At 41.6% G+C, this 19516-nt stretch carries 20 protein-coding genes and 1 tRNA gene; 8 read left to right on the top strand and 13 right to left on the bottom strand.

Annotation, left to right across the window (positions count from 1 at the left end):
- Positions 1–2: 2 nt before the first annotated feature.
- Both OCV61_RS08970 and OCV61_RS08965 read right to left on the bottom strand, forming a co-directional pair.
- Positions 3–239, bottom strand: a complete 237-nt coding sequence (locus OCV61_RS08970; RefSeq protein WP_262582760.1) for a putative Se/S carrier protein — start codon at positions 237–239, stop codon at positions 3–5.
- Positions 236–2059 carry a serine hydrolase domain-containing protein gene (locus tag OCV61_RS08965; protein ID WP_158421506.1) on the bottom strand — a complete coding sequence of 608 codons (1824 nt, stop codon included), beginning with the start codon at positions 2057–2059 and terminating at the stop codon, positions 236–238. The genes OCV61_RS08970 and OCV61_RS08965 overlap by 4 nt, the downstream gene beginning before the upstream one ends.
- Positions 2060–2309: 250 nt before the next feature.
- On the opposite strand from OCV61_RS08965, the gene OCV61_RS08960 reads away from it, so the two are divergent.
- Positions 2310–4145, top strand: coding sequence for a DUF975 family protein (locus OCV61_RS08960; protein WP_262582759.1), 1836 nt, complete (start codon positions 2310–2312; stop codon positions 4143–4145).
- Positions 4146–4196: 51 nt separating this feature from the next.
- Here OCV61_RS08960 and OCV61_RS08955 read toward each other — a convergent pair whose 3' ends face one another.
- On the bottom strand, positions 4197–5384 hold the full coding sequence (locus OCV61_RS08955) for a metallophosphoesterase (protein WP_158421505.1): 1188 nt from the start codon (positions 5382–5384) through the stop codon (positions 4197–4199).
- A 182-nt stretch (positions 5385–5566) separates the two neighbouring features.
- On the opposite strand from OCV61_RS08955, the gene OCV61_RS08950 reads away from it, so the two are divergent.
- From OCV61_RS08950 to OCV61_RS08940, 3 genes are all read left to right on the top strand, one after another.
- Complete coding sequence (locus tag OCV61_RS08950) at positions 5567–6421, top strand: SpoIID/LytB domain-containing protein (protein ID WP_158421504.1); 855 nt, start codon at positions 5567–5569, stop codon at positions 6419–6421.
- Positions 6422–6503: 82 nt separating this feature from the next.
- Positions 6504–7283 carry a M23 family metallopeptidase gene (locus OCV61_RS08945; RefSeq protein WP_158421503.1) on the top strand — a complete coding sequence of 260 codons (780 nt, stop codon included), beginning with the start codon at positions 6504–6506 and terminating at the stop codon, positions 7281–7283.
- A 212-nt stretch (positions 7284–7495) separates the two neighbouring features.
- Positions 7496–7738, top strand: coding sequence for a GIY-YIG nuclease family protein (locus OCV61_RS08940; protein ID WP_158421502.1), 243 nt, complete (start codon positions 7496–7498; stop codon positions 7736–7738).
- 1 nt (position 7739) lies between these two features.
- On the opposite strand, the gene trhA is transcribed toward OCV61_RS08940, so the two are convergent.
- Positions 7740–8402 (bottom strand): PAQR family membrane homeostasis protein TrhA, encoded by a 663-nt coding sequence (gene trhA / locus OCV61_RS08935; RefSeq protein WP_158421501.1) that lies wholly within the window; start codon positions 8400–8402, stop codon positions 7740–7742.
- Between the two features lie 259 nt (positions 8403–8661).
- Here trhA and OCV61_RS08930 point away from each other — a divergent pair, with 259 nt between their 5' ends.
- Positions 8662–9267 carry a CDP-alcohol phosphatidyltransferase family protein gene (locus OCV61_RS08930; RefSeq protein WP_262582758.1) on the top strand — a complete coding sequence of 202 codons (606 nt, stop codon included), beginning with the start codon at positions 8662–8664 and terminating at the stop codon, positions 9265–9267.
- Positions 9268–9389: 122 nt separating this feature from the next.
- Positions 9390–9779: a hypothetical protein gene (locus OCV61_RS08925; RefSeq protein WP_158421499.1), complete on the top strand. Its 390-nt coding sequence runs from the start codon at positions 9390–9392 to the stop codon at positions 9777–9779.
- On the opposite strand, the gene OCV61_RS08920 is transcribed toward OCV61_RS08925, so the two are convergent.
- Positions 9740–10789: a threonine aldolase family protein gene (locus tag OCV61_RS08920; RefSeq protein WP_158421498.1), complete on the bottom strand. Its 1050-nt coding sequence runs from the start codon at positions 10787–10789 to the stop codon at positions 9740–9742. The genes OCV61_RS08925 and OCV61_RS08920 overlap by 40 nt on opposite strands.
- 274 nt (positions 10790–11063) lie before the next feature.
- Here OCV61_RS08920 and spoVT point away from each other — a divergent pair, with 274 nt between their 5' ends.
- Positions 11064–11612: a stage V sporulation protein T gene (gene spoVT, locus OCV61_RS08915; RefSeq protein ID WP_158421497.1), complete on the top strand. Its 549-nt coding sequence runs from the start codon at positions 11064–11066 to the stop codon at positions 11610–11612.
- 2 nt (positions 11613–11614) lie between these two features.
- On the opposite strand, the gene OCV61_RS08910 is transcribed toward spoVT, so the two are convergent.
- Both OCV61_RS08910 and OCV61_RS08905 read right to left on the bottom strand, forming a co-directional pair.
- Positions 11615–12163, bottom strand: a complete 549-nt coding sequence (locus OCV61_RS08910; protein WP_158421496.1) for a M15 family metallopeptidase — start codon at positions 12161–12163, stop codon at positions 11615–11617.
- Positions 12164–12224: 61 nt separating this feature from the next.
- The gene (locus OCV61_RS08905) at positions 12225–13691 is read right to left on the bottom strand and encodes a nicotinate phosphoribosyltransferase (protein WP_158421495.1); all 1467 of its coding nucleotides are present in this window, start codon (positions 13689–13691) and stop codon (positions 12225–12227) included.
- Positions 13692–14165: 474 nt separating this feature from the next.
- Here OCV61_RS08905 and OCV61_RS08900 point away from each other — a divergent pair.
- Positions 14166–14237, top strand: a tRNA-Gln gene (locus tag OCV61_RS08900).
- A 58-nt stretch (positions 14238–14295) separates the two neighbouring features.
- Here the strand turns inward: OCV61_RS08900 and OCV61_RS08895 are convergent.
- The 6 genes from OCV61_RS08895 to OCV61_RS08870 all read right to left on the bottom strand — a co-directional run bounded on the left by OCV61_RS08895 (position 14296) and on the right by OCV61_RS08870 (position 19138).
- On the bottom strand, positions 14296–15777 hold the full coding sequence (locus OCV61_RS08895) for an IS1182 family transposase (protein ID WP_158421494.1): 1482 nt from the start codon (positions 15775–15777) through the stop codon (positions 14296–14298).
- Between the two features lie 761 nt (positions 15778–16538).
- Entirely contained in the window at positions 16539–17480 is a 942-nt protein-coding gene (locus tag OCV61_RS08890) for a helix-turn-helix domain-containing protein (protein ID WP_118633653.1), read from the bottom strand.
- Between the two features lie 150 nt (positions 17481–17630).
- Positions 17631–17945, bottom strand: coding sequence for a DUF3784 domain-containing protein (locus OCV61_RS08885; protein ID WP_158421493.1), 315 nt, complete (start codon positions 17943–17945; stop codon positions 17631–17633).
- Positions 17946–17982: 37 nt separating this feature from the next.
- The gene (locus tag OCV61_RS08880; RefSeq protein ID WP_158421492.1) at positions 17983–18318 is read right to left on the bottom strand and encodes a DUF3784 domain-containing protein; all 336 of its coding nucleotides are present in this window, start codon (positions 18316–18318) and stop codon (positions 17983–17985) included.
- Between the two features lie 54 nt (positions 18319–18372).
- Positions 18373–18738, bottom strand: coding sequence for an SdpI family protein (locus OCV61_RS08875; RefSeq protein ID WP_158421491.1), 366 nt, complete (start codon positions 18736–18738; stop codon positions 18373–18375).
- A 55-nt stretch (positions 18739–18793) separates the two neighbouring features.
- A complete protein-coding gene (locus OCV61_RS08870) occupies positions 18794–19138 on the bottom strand; it encodes an eL24 family ribosomal protein (protein ID WP_158421558.1) in 345 nt (114 codons plus the stop codon).
- Positions 19139–19516: the final 378 nt, after the last annotated feature.

Below are 19516 nucleotides of genomic sequence, written 5' to 3'. Positions count from 1 at the left end.
ATTTAAATCATGCATTGATAGATACCTTCCGGCTGAACCTGGATATAGTCGAGCAGCGTCTGTATGTCCTTTTCATTCTTAACATTTGTACTCCAGGCCAGTCCGCAGCTGGCAGAAATCATCCTGGGCACCGGGATCAGACCACCGGAGATCTGATTTTCCTTACAGGACTGTTCCAGAAGTAGTGCATCCGTTGTAGAAGAAAAGGTGATTACCAGACGCAATTTCCTGGATATCATAACGGTTGCTCCTGACTGCTTATAATCTTCTGGGGGCATAAAGTACCCTGTACCACTGGTTCGATGGTGCCTTCCATGAGTCTGTGTACTACTGTCATGCCGCCATTATCCCGGAAAGTGGCAAAAATCAGTTTGTTAGCCAGTTCCTCTGTTACAGATTCCAGCCCCTCCATGATCATTCCCTTGCCAGGTGTTTCCAGGAAGCGGATCTGGATCTGTCTGTCCTGGAAAAAGATATGGATCTTTCGACTGACACACTCCTCCAGAAAGGTAAGGGTAAGCTTAAGCACAGGGGTACCATTTTCGTCAGAGGTGAATTCACCGGATGTGGCGATCAGGTAAGGCTCTTCATGGATCGTGAGCCAGGTCTGTCTGGCAGTTGAAAAACCTACCGGAATTTGGTGAATGGTATCACCTTCCAGAAACAGTACGTAAAATATGCCTTTTTCATAGGAGAAAGAGATTTCCCTCAGCCCCTCCGTCATATTATTGTGGAAAACTTGTATAAATAGTGGAAAAAGGCCAACAGATTGTGGAGAAAGCTGATAAGTTCTTCCATTAAGCTGTTTGAACATAGGATACGGATCCGGCTGGCAGTTTGTAGTACAAGGTTTTCCTGGATATCGGGCAGATATTCTGGCTGATTTTGGCCAGCCGCCATGAATGGCAGGAGCTTTACCACCGGTTTGGATAGAACCGATCAGTTTCTGTAGAATACCATAAGCACTTGGATCCTCTGGCAACTGTTCCTTTGGCATATATTCTACAGGAAAATATTTGCGGATGATATTCAGCATAACACAATTCTGGAACAACTCGTTGTTCCCTGCATTGGTTACAAGTACCATGTCCATATCCGGATATACAACCACATTTTGACCAAGCATTCCATTAAATTCAAAGCTTTCGGGCCGCTGCTCCATCCAGATCTGATAGCCGTATCCAAATGTACCTGGAATGCTGTCTGTATGCTTCTGTGTGGAAGTTTCTACCCATGCTACAGGAATGATCTGCCGACCATTCCACATGCCTTTTTGCAGGTAAAGCTGGCCAAGCTTTGCCATGTCCTCCATACATAGGAAAAGTCCCCACCCTCCTTTGGTGATCCCTTTGGGACAAGTCTCCCATAGATATCGTGTGATCCCCAGAGGCTCAAAAAGCCGTGGCTTCAGATAATCCGTTAGAGTTTCGCCGGTACGTTTGGTCACAATGGCGGATAATACATAAGTATTCAGGCTGTTATACTGGAACGTGGTGCCAGGACGGCCCGAAACCTGGGAACTTAGATAGCTTCCAAGCCAGTCATTACCGGAAACAATGCCGGATTCGTTAAAGGTTACGCCACTGGTCATGGTAAGAAGATTATCCACTGTTATGACGGGACGGAGCACCTTGGTAAAAGGATTCAGCTGATCCTCAAAAATCTTATATATATTTTCGTCCAGGGTTAGTTTTCCCTCGTTTACAAGCAGGCCAATAGCCATAGAGGTAATGCTTTTACACATGGAATGGGTAATGTGCCACATGCCGGCCGGATAAGGGGCAAAATTACATTCACAGATCACTTTTCCATGTCGCAGCACCATCAGATGATGCATATCTGTATATTTGGAGCTGTAAAGCTCACGGATCATAGCACTGAGCAGGCGGGAAGATACACCCTGACTTTCCGGGGTTGCTCTTGGAAAAGGCTGTTCATAGGGTAAATCCTCCGGGAATTTTTTCTTTTGCGGAAAAAAATCCACACGGCTTACATTTTCTGTTTTCCCAAGGATCAGATTCATGATCAGTTCCGCTACTGCAAGTTGTTCTTTGGCCATAGACAACCTCCTGATATCAGAATTCATTATTGCCATCATAAAACTGACAGACAACTCTTTTTATGCATTATACTCATTTTACTAAAAAAAAGCAATGAATGTCTCTGGAAGTTATAATGTCCCCCAATGCCATCCTGGTAACATATTCTCTTTCTTAAGATATGCTTTCAATATACTTACAATCCTGTGACGTATATTGTGTTTTATCTGCAATTTCTATATAATCATATTATACGAAGGAGAAAAAAATATGAATTACAGAAAAATGATAAAAAGAAAAGCAAGAATTTCAGTCAAAGAACATTATGGGATCTGGGTGGTACTGTGTCTGGTACTTATGATCATTTCCGGCGGAAGGCTTGTGGATTACAGTATTGCCAGGACAGAAGTAACAGCCAGGTTGAACCTGCCATTCAAAGGAAAAGATCCGGTAAGTGAGGAGATTTATGAGGAAGATCCTGGAATGGGCAGTCAGTTTATAGCTATTTTGAAGAATTTATTTGATGGAAACAGAGAAGAAGGAAGACGTCTGGCAGATGAGCGGATACAGAAGCAGGTAAACTCCTCAAAGGATAACAAGAAAGCCGTGCTGGGGCATAGCCGTGGAATGCTTTCAAAGATTGTAAATAAGATCACATCCGGAGCATTTATCGTGTCGATTGCTGTGGGTATTTCTTCTATTGTTGGTTCAGACAGTGTTGCAGTGATCATATTAATACTGGTCAGTCTGGTGATCGTTTTTCTGGTTTGGTTTTTGTTTATTAATGTTTATAAGGTTGTCATGGTGCGTATGTTTATGGAAGGCATGCGTTATGAAAAAATCCATACACAGAGGGTATTTTATCTTCTGAAGGTACGGAAATGGGTTCAGGCATGTTTGACTATGTGTGTGATGCGGGCATATAAATTGTTATGGTGGTTTACAATCGTGGGGGGATTGATCAAACACTATTCGTATTTTATGGTTCCTTATATCGTGGCTGAGAATCCGGAGATTGGAGCAAATGAAACGATCACGCTTTCCAGAAAGATGATGAATGGGCATAAATGGGAATTGTTTATACTGGATCTTTCTTTTTTGGGATGGGAAATTCTGGGAGCTTTTACCGGCTGGATCGTGAATATACTTATTACAAGACCTTACAAAGAAACTACCATGTGTGAATATTATGCCATGCTGCGGAGGATAGGAAAAGAAAAGAAAATTCCAGGCAGCCAGCTTTTAAATGACAGGTATCTTTTTGAAACACCTTCACAGGAAATGCTTTTGATGGCATATGGAGATGTGCTCAAGAAGCGGGAAAGCGAAGAAGACATTCTGGCACCTATGAGAGGAATCCACAGATTCATGATCAAGAATCTGGGCATCGTATTCTTTGGAGATAAAAAAGAACGTGAATTTGAAAAGAAGCAGGCAGAAATGCTGCAAGGGACAGAATTACGTGAGGCATATGAAGGAAAGATTTATCCTGCCCGACTGGGCCCTCTTTCGGTAAAAAATAAGAATACCAGGCAATGGCTTTCCCAAATCAATTATATGCGCTGTTATTCTGTATGGTCGGTGATCATGGTCTTTTTTATCATGTCCTTTGGAGGCTGGATCTGGGAGGTCAGTCTTCACCTGATCACAAACGGAACCATAGTAAACCGTGGAGTTCTGCATGGTCCATGGCTGCCGATATATGGAAGCGGGAGCGCACTGATCCTGTTATTGCTGTACCGGTTCCGCAATAACCCTGCAATAGAATTTGTAATGACCATGGTGGTTTGTGGTGGGATAGAATATCTTACTTCCTATGTACTGGAACTTATAAACGGAAAAAGATGGTGGGATTATTCTGGCTATTTTCTTAACCTGAATGGAAGGATCTGCGCAGAAGGCCTGCTGGTCTTTGGTGTAGGAGGCCTGGTGATTATTTATGTGCTGGCCCCTCTTCTGGACAATCTGGTACAGCGAATGAATCACAAACTGCTTGTGGTGTTATGCGTAAGCCTGATTTGCGTATTCCTGACAGACCAGGGATATTCATCCAGATATCCTAACAGTGGAAAGGGAGTTACTACTGTTACAAAGATCCGTAAATAACAGTAAATAACAGTCCCTTTTCCTTATAACGGGAGATAAACTGCTGTCCCATTACTGAAAGTGTACAGTGATGGGGCAGATCTCACAGTTGGTGCCTACTCGCATATCCGGTCCCCATACACCTACGCCTGAAGTAACAATATTGTGCATCTTGTCTTTTTTCAGATAACCAAATGAATTTTCCCAGAACAGATGGATAAACAGGTTTCCAGGGAAGATCTGGCCGTCATGGGTATGACCGCAAAGATCCAAGTCTGCTCCGGCATCTGCAGTTTCCTGCAGTTGTTTTGGTTGATGGTCAATGAAAATAATCGGTTTATCAAGATCAAGGTCTTTGGTTAGCTGAGCCGGGGAAAGTCGTTGTCCGCCAAGCTTGTGGGTGCGGGAAGAATCATTTCGTCCTACAACATAAAATTTATCATCGATCAATTCTGCTTCGTCTGTAAGAAGATGGATATTGGCATCTCTAAGCAGCTGCTCCATACGTGGATCAGCCTGATCTTTTTTCTTTCCGCCAAAAGTAAATCCGGCAAGAATGGGTTCATCCAGGTCATGGTTGCCCCAGCAGGCATATACCCCATATCTGGATTTAATGGATTTCAGTGCGTTACACACTCCTTCAGGATCGCTGATGGCATCGTAATCATTATCAAAAATATCCCCTGCAATACAGACAATATCCGGATCCTGGGCATTGATCTTTTCTACCATTTTCTGTGCATGTCGGCAGTTAATGCTGTAACCGAAATGGGTATCTGCAAGAAGGACGATCTTAAGGGAATCCATGTCCTTTACCTTTTTGTTGACGGTCACTTCATAAGGCGTTACTTTGATGGTACCTACATGCAGAATACCGTAAACGCTGATGAGAATGATCAGTGCCATACAGACAAAGCCTGTGATCACGAAGGTGCTGCGAAATTCCAGAAATCGGGCATGAAATACATACTTAAGGATCAGGCGTACAAGGTCGACTACTACAATTACCAAAATAATGTAGAGAAATGTGCCGAGAAAATAGTTGCCAGTGTTTTTCAGGATGCGGTGAAGAAATTCCGGCTTGTTGATCAGGAAGCCTGTAAGCAGTGAAGAGGCTATCAGAATATAAAAAATGATAAATACAGCACGGAAAACTGCAGACTGGAAAATGTGGCTGCAGGCACCCATCCAGCGGATCATCCAACGAACCACATAAACATTCACAAGAATATAAAATGGCGCCAGTAAAAAAGCTGTCATGCTATGTAACCTCCAAATGTGTGATTTGCGGTAACTGATCAGTGACTATGCAGTTACGATTTATTTAGTATACCGTAATTTTGACAGGGATACAATATTCAATCCTTCTCACTATTACGGCCATAGCATAATTTTATGAGAAAAAAACATATACTGAAAAAAAGACAACCGGGAAATAGCTTATGAAGGAAAAGATCAGAAATATTCTGTGTAGCCTGCCGGTACTTCTGGTGCTCCCGTATCTTATGGTTATAATAGTAAATGGAGCAGAACAGGCACTTACAGTACATACTTTTGATCCTGAAGAATGGATCGCCTGCATGCTGGAAGGACAGATACCTGCAGGATATGAGACGGAAGCAGTAAAAGCCCAGGCAGTGGTTACAAGAACCAATTTTTATGATGAAATGTGTGAGGGCAGAAGTCTGCGTGATATTGTGATAAAGAGGCAGGAGTATGGAATGTCAGCTGGAAAATTTCCGGAGCTTTTTTTTCGGAAAAAAGAAGAATGTTATGAGGAAGCAGTACATGAAACGGAAAATATGGTGCTTACATGGAATGAGGAATTGAAGCTGGTTCCCTATCACCAGATCAGCAGCGGAAGCACCAGAGATGGTCAGGAGGTTTTTCATAGTCAGGAGTACAGTTATCTGAAAACTGTGGACAGCAGTGAAGATAAAAAAGCGGAGGAGTATTTATCTTCATTTTATATCCCTGCATCACAGATGCCCAAGGTACTGGAAATCCGGGAAAGGGACTCTAAAGGATATGTAAGCTGGATGATGGCAGATGGAAAGCCTGTTGAGGGAGAAGCCTTTCGTACAGGGCTTGGGCTGGCTTCAGCGGATTTTAAAGTACAGAAAATAGGCAGCAGGTATCGGTTTTTGTGCAAGGGAAAAGGTCATGGACTTGGGTACTCACAATATGGGGGAAATTGTCTGGCAAAAGCAGGATATGACTGGGAACACATTCTTCAGACTTATTTTCCTGAAATGGAAATAAAAAATATTGTACAGATTCCAAAAGCTGGTGTATAGCCGGCAAAATTTCTGGACACCCTATAATTACAGGTGGAGCGGCGAACAGGCTCTGGATTATGATGATAGAGGTGAACAGAATATGAAGAAAAACAGAACAATGAAGGTTATTTTCAATGTTGGGGCGCTGGCTGTGCTGGCAGCACTTGGAATCAGTGCATATCAGCTTGGAACATCCCAAAATGGGGAGATCATTCAGGAGATCCTGCCAATGGAAAGTGTTCAGAAAAGTGATGCCAAGGAAGATGAGATAAAAGAGGAAGCCAGTGCACAGGCAGATACCCGTCTGGTGCAGGCGGAAACAGGCAGTAGCAGCATCACAGCAGGAGAAAATCTGATACAAGAAGAGACACAGACAGAAGCTATCAAAACTGCTTCGTCTGCAGAAGCAGCTGCAAAAACAGGCGCCGGTGGAACTACAGGACTAAACATGGCACCGGAGATCCTTTTTTCAGAAGATACATTAATGGAGTGGCCGGTAAATGGAAATATCCTGATTGATTACAGCATGGACAATACTACGTATTTTCCTACGTTGGATCAGTACAGATTAAGTTCCGGCATTGCTGTCCAGGCAGTGCAGGGCGCCCCGGTCCAGTCTGCAGTTAATGGAAAGGTACTGACCATTGCACAGGACGCACAGACAGGAACCACGGTTACTATGGAACTTGGAAACGGATATCAGGCGATATACGGTCAGCTGACAGATCTGCAGGTAGAACAGGGCGATACAGTGAAAAAGGGTACAACCATCGGATATATAGGTACACCTACAAAATATTACAGTAAAGAGGGAAGTAATCTGTACTTTGCAATGAAGAAAGACGGAAAGCCAATTGACCCGATCGTATATCTGCCATAGGGATTCACAAAAAGTAAGAGAGCACGTATAATAAAGAAGGTAGGAAAATATGCGGCCGGTTTCCCTGTCAACAGAGATATTACGGAAATCCTGATAAGATACGCTTCTTACCGGCTGCTTTTATATAGAAAAGGGGTAACAGTTCAGTATCCTTACAGTTACAAAAAGGGAATGCCAAGGCATTCCTTTACATAGAAAGCCAGGGATTATAAATGAATTATACTTATATGGTGAAATGTGCAGACGGAAGCCTGTATACTGGTTGGACAAATTGTCTGAGGAAACGGCTGCAGGCACATAATAAAGGCCAGGATGGGGCAAAATACACCCGCACAAAGCGTCCGGTGACGCTAGTTTATTACGAGGGGTATGAGACGAAACAGGAAGCAATGCAAAGAGAATATGCAATCAAGCAGCTGACCAGAAAACAGAAACTGGAGCTGCTTGATTTTTAACTTATAATGGCATGCGGGCAACGAAGGAATACATAAGGATGAAGTGGCATGCACTGCCTAGCATGATAAATACATGGAAGATCTCATGGGAACCAAAGTTCTTGTGTCTGGAATTAAATAGCGGAAGCTTTAAGGCGTAGATCACACCGCCTACTGTGTAGATCAGCCCTCCTGCAAGAAGCCAGCCAAAGGCTGCTCTTGGAAGTGCTGTGAAAATCGGCATAAATGCCAGTACACACAGCCATCCCATGCCGATATAGAGCAGGGACGAAAGCCATTTGGGACAAGTTACCCAAAAGCCTTTGAAAAGGATCCCAAGCATGGCAACTGTCCAGACCATTGCACACAGAATATAGCCGATGCGATTATGAAGGACGATCAGACATACAGGTGTGTAGCTGCCGGCGATCATTACAAAGATCATCATATGATCCATCTTGCGCAGCCTGCGGTTGACTTTTTCGGTAGAATCTACGGAGTGGTAAATAGTACTGGCTGCATATAGAAGCATCATTGTAAGGATAAATATGCTAAGGGCAGCCAGGTGCAGGTGATCTGTACAGCCAGCTGCACGGATCAGCAGTGGTGCTGCGCCCGCCGCTGCAAGCAGAAATGCGATACCATGAGTAATGGCGCTGCCAGGATCTTTTAATTTGAATTTCATGTGAAAACCTCCTTTGAATGATTACAGGAATCCTATGATCTTAAAAATGATACGGCATCAAAAACAGTCACATGTAGTATTTGAAACTACATAATAAGTATGTGAATACTATAACATGAATATTATAAAAAGCAAGTCTTTTTTTATATTTTATCAGTCTTTTTTTATTTTTTATCAGGTTGACGAAACTTTTTTTCATGTTAGAATGAAACAATATGGTAACGGATGGAAAAGGAGTATACATGAAAAAGGAGAAGCTATGGGAGAAAGATTGAAAAAAGACAATATATTGACCATTCCCAATCTGATGAGTTTGTTCAGGATCCTATTGATACCGGCTATTATATGGTTGTACAGAAGAGGAGATTATAAACAGGCGATTGCTGTGGTGGCACTGTCTGCACTGACCGATGTATTGGACGGAAAGGTGGCCCGCAGATTTCACATGGTTTCTGATGTAGGTAAGGTGCTGGATCCTGTAGCCGACAAGCTGACACAGGTGTCTATGATTTTCTGTCTTTCCTCCAGATATCAAAGACTTTGGGTGATGATCCTTTTATTTGCTGTAAAGGAAGGAATCATGCTTTACTGGGGATATCAGACTCTGAAGGTGAGAGATCAGATCAACAGTGCAAAATGGTACGGGAAGCTTAGTACAGTAGTTTTGTATCTGGTGATGACTGTTTTGTTTTTCTGGCAGGAGATCCCAGACGGGCTGGCCTGGTTTCTGATCGTTTCCTGTGCTGGAATTATGCTTATGTCACTGGTTCTGTATGGAAGATTTTATCACGGGATCCTGAAGATGCATTTTCTGGATACAGAAGTAAAACAAAAGGATGAAAAGACGATATCAAAGACAATATAAATAAAGGCTAATAAATAAAAGTTAAAAAATAAAAGCAAAAAAATAAAAGCAAAAAAATAAAAGCAAAAAAATAAAAGCAAAAAATAAAAGCTAATAAATAAAATGTGTAATGGGGAAGATAGATGAAGGTAACAGAAGAGCTTCTGAACAAGATGAAGCAGGACAGTAATTTTAGTGACGGGATCATTATGCCGGATGGAGATTACCGGCTGATCCAGGACGGCGGACATATGGAGGCTTTGATGGGATTACTGCCCTACACTTCGGATGAGATATTCAAAATGGTGCCACAGGATGATTCACCACTGTTTTGGCTGATCGAGAAGACAGGATGTGTGATCACAGACTATAATTCCACTGTGGGGATGGATATGACCCATGAGCAGGAACGGGTATTTCAGGCATTGGTTGCCCATGGGTTTATTTCCAGTGAGTATTTTAACCTGTCCAGTCAGAGAAAAAAGTTCCACGATCAGGAAAAACAAAAAGACAAAACAGTTCCCAGTCTCTGAACATCCTCCTGAGTGGTTGCCCAGCTTGTTACGAAACGGATCACGGTATGGGAATCATCATATTTTTCCCAGAAACTGCATTCAACCTGGGACAGGAGACGATCCATTACAGAATTATCTATAATGCAGAAAATCTGATTGGTGGGAGAATCATAACAAAGCTGAAATCCATTGCTCTTCAACATGTCCCGGATCTGATCGGCTGCCGAAATGGCAGACTTCCCGATATGCTCGTAAAGATGGTTGGTAAACAAAGTATCAAACTGAATACCTAACAGCCTGCCTTTGGCCAGCAGGGCACCATGCTGTTTGATAATGGTAAAGAAATGAGGAATCAGTCCGGGAACAGTGATCACGACTGCCTCACCAAATAAAGCACCGCATTTGGTGCCGCCAATATAAAATACATCACAAAGGGCTGCAAGGTCTTGCAATGACAGGTCGTTTTGGGGGCAGGCAAGTGCATAAGCCAGTCTGGCTCCGTCCAGGTACAGAGGAATATGGTGCTGGCGGCAGATCCGGCTGATCTCTTCAAGTTCTGAGTGGGAATATAATGTGCCATATTCTGTGGGATGGGAGATATAAACCATTCCAGGCATAACTATATGGTCATGGTTCGCATCCTGATCGTAATCCACGAGAAACCGGGATAATTCTGCTGCATCAATCTTCCCGTTATGGGAAGGAAGAGTAAGAACCTTGTGACCGCAGGCTTCTATTGCTCCGGCTTCATGTGTGGCAATATGTCCTGTGCTGGCAGAAACTACGCCCTGATAGCTTTTAAGAATTGCAGAGATCACGGTGGCATTTGTTTGTGTGCCGCCGGTAAGAAGGAAAACCTGTGCCTCCGGTTTCCAGCAGGCTGATTTGATCTTTTCACAGGCAGAACGTGTATAATCGTCCAGTCCGTATCCTGGAGTTTTGATCAGATTTGTTTCTGTAAGCTTTTCAAGAATCACCGGATGGCAACCCTCCATATAGTCGCATGCAAATGATAAATTTGTATTCATATTTATAATGCTCCTTAAGTTCGATACTAGAGATGTGAGGCATAAATCTATATGCTTTGTTGTTCCTTTTTATTTTAATGCAAAAAGAAGCAAAGTGCAAAGACTTTTGCAGACTGTGATTTGATGTGATTTGATAAGACTTTCGTAAATTGTGATTTTTAGGTTATGATTTTGGTAAGCTGTGATTTTGACGCATAATTCCTCTTGTTTTTCGCATACTATCCATACAGCACAAATTATGGAAAGTATGTAAGAAGCAGGAGGGATTTTTTATATGAAAGCTACAGGAATTGTCCGCAGGATCGATGATCTAGGCAGGGTTGTGATCCCAAAGGAGATCAGGCGGACATTACGGATCAAAGAAGGTACGCCTTTGGAAATTTATACAGACAGGGAAGGTGAAATTATCCTGAAAAAATATTCACCAATAGGGGAGCTGAGTACCTTTGCAAAAGAATATGCAGAAGTACTGTCGCAGACAACGGGAATGGTTTCCTGTATTACAGATCACGACCAGGTGATAGCGGCAGCAGGCCAGGGAAGCAAAGAGTATGTAGGAAAAGAGATCAGCAGTGAATTGGAAGAAGTGATCTTTGCACGGGAAATGAAACTGTCCGGAGCACAGGACAGAAAGAAAGTGGCCATTACTACAGAACAGGTGAAAAACTCCCTGGCGCAGATCATACAGCCGATTATAAGCTCCGGAGATGCCATAGGAAGTGTGATCCTGATCGGGAAAAATGACAGGGAAACCATAGGAAACAGTGAAAAGCTTCTGGTTCAGACCGCTGCCGGTTTTCTGGGAAGGCAGATGGAGCAGTAGGATCAGAAGGGACGAAGGGCATAGTATTCTTCAAGCGTTTGACCGGTAAGGGCCAGGTAATTGGAAAGTGCCCGGGTAACGTAGCGGATGTGCCAAGGCTCCCAGGGAAAACCAGTAATGTTTTCTTTTCCTTTGGGATAGCGGATGATGAACCCAAAAAGAGAAGCATTTCTGGATAGCCATGATCCTTCGCTGGTAAAGGCAAATTCCTCAGTGAGAGCAAAGCCTGCTTCTGCGCAGGAAACATCCAGGGCAAGGCCACTTTGATGTTCGCTTGTACCAGGGGCAGCAACATAAGGATTCTGTCCATACAGCTGTTTCTGACACTGGTAGGAACGGTATCCGGAAATACCATAAAGGTTCAACCCATCTCTTTGGGCACTTTGAAACAGGCGAAGTGCAGCCTGGGCAGTACGGATCTCAAGAAGACGCCTGGAATCCTGGGAGGATGCCTGAAAGGGCAGTCCGATATCTGTAAGCTGCTTGGGGACGTACCCCTCGGGAAGAGGATGTTTTCCATTGATCAGACGGGTGTAAGAATCATAACGCATAATAAAAAGCCCCCTTTCCCTTTTATGTTTATGCAAAAAGGGAAGGGGGTATTCCTGTTTTTTAAAAATCCAGATCCTTCTGGCTCATTTCTTCGATCAATTCTTTCTTCATGGTATACAGCTTTGGAGAAAGGTCTACATAAACCTTCTGAGGATTTACAAAACGTCTGGATTCATCCCATAAGGTTTCCTGTTCTTTCAGACAGATATCCCGCAGTTCCATCACAGATGGAGAAGTGTACACGCGGCGTCCCTCGCGGATCACAGGAACCAGAAGCTCACGAAGCTGGTAGGTACCGCCAAGCACTTTTGTCTTTTTCCAGGTATCTACCGGATCGAAAATGATCATGGTATCATTTTCATCCAGCTTCTCGTCTGCCAGACAGATCAGGTCTGCTTTGATCTTGCCTGTGGATTTGCTGTAGATACGATAAACGGTTTTGTTGCCTGGGTTTGTCACTTTTGCTGTATTCTCAGACAATTTGATCTTGGGAATAAATTCCTGTGTCTCCGGATCCCTGACAGCAGATAATTTATATACGCCTCCAAAGGCAGGATTGTCATTAGCAGTGATCAGTCGTGTGCCAACGCCCCAGGAATTGATCTTTGCATCCTGGGCTTTCAGGCTTTCGATCAGGTATTCGTCCAAGTCGCTGGAAGCAGAGATGGTGGCATCGTCAAAGCCGGCAGCAGCAAGCATCTTGTATGCTTCTTTGGACAGATAAGCCAGATCTCCGCTGTCAATACGGATACCGTATCTGGTAAGCGGAATGCCTTCTTCACGCATCTCTTCAAATACACGGATGGCATTGGGAACACCGGACTTCAGCACATCATAGGTGTCCACCAGAAGGATGCAGGCATTGGGGTAAAGTTTTGCATAGGTCTTAAATGCAGTATATTCATCTGGAAAGCTCATGATCCAGGAATGGGCATGGGTGCCAAGCACAGGTACATCAAACATCTGTCCTGTAAGAACACAGGAAGTACCGATACAGCCTCCGATCACAGCAGCACGGGCACCAAAGATACCAGCATCCGGTCCCTGGGCACGACGAAGACCAAATTCCATAATGCCATCGCCTTTGGCTGCATAGCATACACGGGCTGCTTTTGTTGCGATCAGACTCTGGTGGTTGATGATGTTCAGAATCGCTGTTTCCACAAGCTGGGCTTCCATAATAGGCGCAATAACTTTTACCATAGGTTCTCTGGGGAAGATCACAGTTCCCTCGGGGATGGCATAGATATCACCTGTAAAATGAAAATTACTCAGATATTCAAGAAAATCCTCTTCAAAAAGGTGAAGGTTGCGAAGATAATCAATATCCTCTTTTGTAAAGTGAAGATTTTCGATGTATTCGATCATCTGCTCCAGACCGGCACAGATAGCGAATGCGCCGCCACAGGGATTGTCTCTGTAAAACATGTCAAAAACTACGGTCTGATCCGTCGGATTTTTAAAATAACCCTGCATCATGGTAAGTTCATAAAGATCCGTTAGCAGAGTCAGATTATTTGCTCTCATGTGTTTTCTCCTCATTCATTATAAATTTCCGTATCGCTATGGTAATATAAGCCTGTAACTTTTCAGTAGGAAGTCTCATCATAACTGTGAGAATACTGAACAGCTACGTAACAAGAATGCCTCGGCATTCTTGCTGCGAGGTGCGCGTCATGCAATTGCATGACATACTTCTACTGCGCACCTCTGCAATCCTGCCGGAGGCTATATCAGCTGGGGGATTGACTCCCACCACTGATACTAGCTTGTTTCTCACCACCTATAGAGGTGGGAGTCATCTCCCAGCTGATATACTAAGTGCTCACATTATATCACATTCGGATAAAAGATAAAGGTTTGATGTAAAAATATTAAAAAAAGGTATTTGAAAAATATTAAAAAAAATAAAAAAATATAAAAAAAGGGCTTGCATTTCTGTGAGGAGTATTATATAATACCACTTGTCGCAAGCGAGAAGCGTATTGCGAAAGAGAATTTAGGGCTATCGCCAAACGGTAAGGCAACGGACTCTGACTCCGTCATTTCAAGGTTCGAATCCTTGTAGCCCTGCTAAGTAAAGCACCTCAGATGAGGTGCTTCAGACTGTAGACAAACTTGGTGTTGGGTGTTATGCCCAGCACCATTTTTCTTTTAAAACTTCTTTTCTTTTTATTTTCTTCAAAATCAACAAAAATCTGGCTGTGTTCCAACCTCGTTTTTCCAGGATCTTTGCCAGTTTTTTCAGATTCATGCATGCAAAGGTAAGCCCGGCTTTCATTTCCATCCGTGCTTTTCCTACATACTGTGTATATCGAAATCCATGCTGTTCTTTCGCTGTACCGAAGATCCGCTCTATGGTTTCTTTTCTTAACTGGTAGATCTGTCTGTTTCCGATCGTGTGCCGAATGTCTTCTACCACTTCCATATATTCTTCCCATACATGACGTGTGATCAGTTTTACATGATCCTTACTTTCTGTGCATTTTGAAAGACATTGGCATTCAGCACAATGTTCACCGCAGCTTTTATACTCTTTATATCCACTTCTGTTTGTTGTACTGTATGTCAATATATGTGCTCCCGGACATATATAACAATCATAGTATTCATCATATGCGAATTCGTGTTTTCCGAAAAAGCCTTCTTTGGTCTTGGGACGGGTATACGGAAAAAGTGGTTGAATTCCATCTTCCAACAGCCGATGGGCGATTGCCGGAGTTTTATATCCTGCATCTGCAACTACCATCTGCGGATTCAGTTTAGATATCTTATCGTATAATGCTTTAAAAGTACGACTGTCATGCTCATTACCAGGATGTACTGTATATCCAAGGATCCAGCCATGTTTATCACAGGCAGTTTCTACTGCATATGCAAAAACGTGTTTATGTTCACCCTTTCGAAACCATCCACTTTCCGGATCGCTGATGCTGCATTTTTGGGTTTTCACATCTTCAGGAAGTTCTTCAGATATAGAATCCTTATCATTTCCGGTTCCACCGGATGCAGGTGGCTGGTTATCATCTTTTTTCTTTAATGGCTTTTTTCCATGTGCCAGACGGTCTTTTTCAATCTCTTTATTTAATTCCTCTTCATACCAGTGAGCCTGTTCGTGTGCAACCCGCTTACGCATTTTTTTACTGTTTGCACAGGCTTTTACATGTGTTGCATCCACGAAGATCTGTTCTGTATTTACAAGCTTATATTTCATACAATCTTCCAGAATCTTTGAAAAGATCTGCTCAAAAAGGTCTGTATCTTTGAAACGGCGGGTATAATTCTTTCCAAATGTAGAGAAATGAGGTACTGGATCTAACATGTCTAGTCCGAGAAACCAGCGGTATGCAACGTTTACCTCGATCTCTTTCATGGTCTGACGCATGCTTTTTATCTCATAGAGATACTGAATGAATGGTATCTTTATCAGCATGACGGGATCCATACTGGGACGGCCGTTATCCGGACAGTATTTTTCTTCAACCAGATCATAAATAAAGTTCCAATTGATTGCTTTATCAATCAATCGCAGCATATGGTTTTGAGGTACCATGTCATCCATGGAAAACATCATCATTTGTTCTCTTTTTTTATCTGTATTTTTCGTCATCATAAAAAACACCGCCCTTCTGATATTTATTATATCAGAAAAGCGGTTCCAACAATAGCAAAACCCTGCAAAAGCAGGGCTTTGTCTACAGTCTGACCCCGGAAACCTTACGGTTCCGGGGTATCTTACGTTTGGACACAATGTACCTTGCGGTACTCTATTTATATAATTAAGATGTTATGCTAAAATTATTCGATAACTGTAGCAACACGTCCTGATCCTACAGTACGTCCACCTTCACGTTTGTGAGGTTCTTAAAATCTCATTATTTTCTGTGATTTTCGTGTCTTTATTGTCCTGTGTTATAGGATTTCTACGCTATATTTCTGTTCTCTTCATTTTTTAGTATCAAAACGGTATCACAGCCAGATTTTCATGAGCTGTCAACTTTCCGGTTGCAGATTCCCACCTTGACTGTTATAATCGAAACATGGGTGCTATCATAACGGTAGGCGGTTAGTCCTTCAGCAGAGGGACTGTGACCCTCTGATTACATAGAAACTCGAAAGAGAATCCACTGGAAAGGAGGGCTAAGCCAATGAGTATTGTGGACTTTATTGCAGTCGTGAGCTTCGGCATCACCTGCTTTTGTGCCGGATACACATTCGGCAAAGATAATAACAAGACACAAAAATAACCGCCCCAGCCTCGCAAACTGAACGGTTATTTTTAATCAATTAAGTATGTGGACTAACCGTCTATCGGTAGCACTCTTTTTCTATAATCATATTAGCACGCATGTGTGAAAATGTCAAAAATTTTCTTCATTCTTGGTTATTAATCTCCTTGATCAACTGTACTGCCTTCTCTGCATCATCGGTTTTCACAAATATATCCACACCATATATTCCAAATCCTGGTGCCCCATGCATTGCAACATTCGCACCTGCTTCCTGAGAAAAAGCTGCTATTCCATTTTGCTTTAACATTTCTACAAGTTGTTCTGTCTCTACTATATTCTGTGCATTATAAATTTTTGTCCATTCTGCCTTAGATAGAGAAGTTTCCTTTTTCTCCTGAACATTTGACGAATTCTGGTTTCTTTTTCGATTAATAAATGTCAAGAGCCTAAGAGCAATAAACGCCACAATAGTAATACCAATCAGAAATCCCAATGCTAATCGTGTTACCTGTGTTTCTGTAGCTCCCATTCTAAATAAACATATGCCATAGATGACTGTAAAAATTCCTGCACATATCACACTGGTGAGAAAATCTCGCCATATAGTAGCACTTTTTGGCAAACATTTATCCCATATTCCATTATACACCATAATAGAGGCATACAGGATTCCTCCTACTAAAGCAGTTGCTGTCTCTCCTAAAACCAAGCGAATATCCACCGTTAATAACATCTGAATAATAATCGCTAACACACTAATCACAAACATTGATGCAAATGCAAGATTTCCAGCCTTTAATGCTTTTTGTTTCACCCATTCTTCATACACCGCAACTTTGTCCAATGTTTCTTTCATCTCTTTATTCATAGTCTGGCTCCTTTCTCCATCCAGGAGCTCTCTCATCTCAACATCGTAATACTCAGCAAGTTGAACAAGTATACTGAGATCTGGCATATTTATTCCTGTCTCCCATCTGGAAACTGTTCTTGCAGATACTCCAAACTTTTCAGCAAGCTGCTCTTGTGTAAGATTCTTTTCTTTACGACATTGCTTTAAAAAAGCTCCAATCTTTTTTGTATCCATGTCTCTACCTCTCTTCCACTTACAGCTTACCAATATATACCAAAATTACCACGACATAAAACGAGAATCCGCTAATTTTCAACCGGACATCGTATATCTAAAACAAATAAACGGTATTTTCACCCCAAAAGCATTCTATTCCTCTATAAATTAACCTTCTCTTTTATGTCTATCCATAAGCAGCAGAATAAACATAACAAACCATATCACCCATGCAATTAAACAACCTATTCCCGGATACCAAATGCCTATAATCATTCCAGCAATAAAAGGAATTGACATAAACATCATTCTTTTCCCATATACCTTACACATAGCATTTTCATCATATTTCTTTCGTTCTTCTGCCGATTTCATATTATAACCAGACAAGAATTTAGATGCTTGTCCTTTTGACCTATAAAACCATATTCCAAATAAAAACATAATCACTGCCATTGCAAAGTCAAAAACAATATAGAACATATAATGCTTCCTTTCAGTCGATTCCAAAAACTTGAATTTACTTTAATAAATATTTTTCAAACGCTTTATGATTATCAAAGTGGACTTCTCTAAAAAACAGAACTAACCAAATAATATAGGTTGGTATAGATATATATGGGGTTAAAAAGCAGGATAATAATGCTCCTGCCAACATTATAATAGCCCACATAAAGCACTGATTTCTTATATCACGAGAGATATGAGCTTTATCATACAATGCCTGTTCTTCTTTAGAAAATGAATTAAATCCTGAAACAAATTTTGCTGCTTTTTCCTTAAAAATCGCAAATAACACACCTATAATCAGAAATGGTATTACCAAAATTATACACGACCAAAATCCTATATTCATAATACATACCTCCGCTTCAAACTCCGATTTTCATTTTCGCCAATCGGAAGTTAGCTATTTTTTCATTCCTTGCTTTGTAAAATGTTTATGCAACAAAAATTCTGTCGGAATAATTGTAAGCACCATAATTCCTAATTGTAAAAACACCAAATAAACAGAAATCATTTCAAAGTTTGTATCATCTTTCGTTAAAATCAAAATAAAAATCGATAGTATCGCCAGGATGATCCCTAAAACAAAGTTTATCCAGCCCCAACACCTGTGTGCATATCTCCATGTTTCATCATTCATCCTTGACATAGTAGTTCGATACCCCGAACTCCCCTGCCGATCTTTAGGAGGCTTATCTTTCCACGTATATCCCAATATAATCATAGATAACGGTACTAAAAGTGAACACACAGATAAAAATATAAACATTATAGAGATCTCCTCTCAACTTCTGATTAATTTGCTCTAAAGACTGAAGTTGTCATCAAATAAACCCTACCCATATTCCAACCGCTATAAGTATCATACCTAATATTCTTCCGATAAATCTCGCCTTTTTATTTCCAAATAAAGCAGTTGTTTCTGGAGTAGTAAATGGAAGCACAACAACAGTGACTCCCATTACTATAATTCCACTTCCAATCATGCAATTGCGACTTGACACAACACCATAAAACATAGCTAAAAACCCTAAAATAATGCCCGAAATGAAATACTTAATTTTATATCTATCTTTTTCAATTATCTTTCTATAGCTGTTTTCGCACTCACTGCTACAAAATTCCAAATTACTATCTAATTCTTTGCCACAATATCTACATTTTTTCATAGTAACTTCCTCGATAATTTTCAAAATTTTATCCAAAAGTTCTCGATTTGTCTTTGCTTTATTCTACCATAGTTCATTTTAAAATACTATTCCAATGTAGAGTAGGCGGATGAATTTTCATCCGCCCCTCATTAAACCGTGCATGAGGTTCTCCCTCACACGGCTTTCCGACATTCTTCCTTCTACAGCATTACGTCATGCTCTAGCCATTTTCTTTAATCCTTTTTCGTAAACGCTACTTCTAACAAGATACAAGTGACCATAAGTGTTCAGTGTCATCTGAATGTCTTTGTGACCAAGTCTTTCTTTAATGGTCAAAGGCTCCACTCCCTGATAAATCAGATAGGCAACATGACTGTGCCTTATAAAATCCAAACA

Source organism: Blautia ammoniilytica, from assembly GCF_025566965.1.
In the GTDB taxonomy this organism is placed as follows: domain Bacteria; phylum Bacillota; class Clostridia; order Lachnospirales; family Lachnospiraceae; genus Blautia_A; species Blautia_A ammoniilytica.
This window is presented reverse-complemented; position numbering and strand designations above follow the sequence as displayed.

Bases quoted from the DNA above. Each gene is read 5' to 3' on its own strand.
- OCV61_RS08970 (WP_262582760.1), bottom strand. From the start codon at position 239: ATGATATCCAGGAAATTGCGTCTGGTAATCACCTTTTCTTCTACAACG.
- OCV61_RS08965 (WP_158421506.1), bottom strand. From the start codon at position 2,059: ATGGCCAAAGAACAACTTGCAGTAGCGGAACTGATCATGAATCTGATC.
- OCV61_RS08960 (WP_262582759.1), top strand. From the start codon at position 2,310: ATGAATTACAGAAAAATGATAAAAAGAAAAGCAAGAATTTCAGTCAAA.
- OCV61_RS08955 (WP_158421505.1), bottom strand. From the start codon at position 5,384: ATGACAGCTTTTTTACTGGCGCCATTTTATATTCTTGTGAATGTTTAT.
- OCV61_RS08950 (WP_158421504.1), top strand. From the start codon at position 5,567: ATGAAGGAAAAGATCAGAAATATTCTGTGTAGCCTGCCGGTACTTCTG.
- OCV61_RS08945 (WP_158421503.1), top strand. From the start codon at position 6,504: ATGAAGAAAAACAGAACAATGAAGGTTATTTTCAATGTTGGGGCGCTG.
- OCV61_RS08940 (WP_158421502.1), top strand. From the start codon at position 7,496: ATGAATTATACTTATATGGTGAAATGTGCAGACGGAAGCCTGTATACT.
- trhA (WP_158421501.1), bottom strand. From the start codon at position 8,402: ATGAAATTCAAATTAAAAGATCCTGGCAGCGCCATTACTCATGGTATC.
- OCV61_RS08930 (WP_262582758.1), top strand. From the start codon at position 8,662: ATGGGAGAAAGATTGAAAAAAGACAATATATTGACCATTCCCAATCTG.
- OCV61_RS08925 (WP_158421499.1), top strand. From the start codon at position 9,390: ATGAAGGTAACAGAAGAGCTTCTGAACAAGATGAAGCAGGACAGTAAT.
- OCV61_RS08920 (WP_158421498.1), bottom strand. From the start codon at position 10,789: ATGAATACAAATTTATCATTTGCATGCGACTATATGGAGGGTTGCCAT.
- spoVT (WP_158421497.1), top strand. From the start codon at position 11,064: ATGAAAGCTACAGGAATTGTCCGCAGGATCGATGATCTAGGCAGGGTT.
- OCV61_RS08910 (WP_158421496.1), bottom strand. From the start codon at position 12,163: ATGCGTTATGATTCTTACACCCGTCTGATCAATGGAAAACATCCTCTT.
- OCV61_RS08905 (WP_158421495.1), bottom strand. From the start codon at position 13,691: ATGAGAGCAAATAATCTGACTCTGCTAACGGATCTTTATGAACTTACC.
- OCV61_RS08895 (WP_158421494.1), bottom strand. From the start codon at position 15,777: ATGATGACGAAAAATACAGATAAAAAAAGAGAACAAATGATGATGTTT.
- OCV61_RS08890 (WP_118633653.1), bottom strand. From the start codon at position 17,480: ATGGATACAAAAAAGATTGGAGCTTTTTTAAAGCAATGTCGTAAAGAA.
- OCV61_RS08885 (WP_158421493.1), bottom strand. From the start codon at position 17,945: ATGTTCTATATTGTTTTTGACTTTGCAATGGCAGTGATTATGTTTTTA.
- OCV61_RS08880 (WP_158421492.1), bottom strand. From the start codon at position 18,318: ATGAATATAGGATTTTGGTCGTGTATAATTTTGGTAATACCATTTCTG.
- OCV61_RS08875 (WP_158421491.1), bottom strand. From the start codon at position 18,738: ATGTTTATATTTTTATCTGTGTGTTCACTTTTAGTACCGTTATCTATG.
- OCV61_RS08870 (WP_158421558.1), bottom strand. From the start codon at position 19,138: ATGAAAAAATGTAGATATTGTGGCAAAGAATTAGATAGTAATTTGGAA.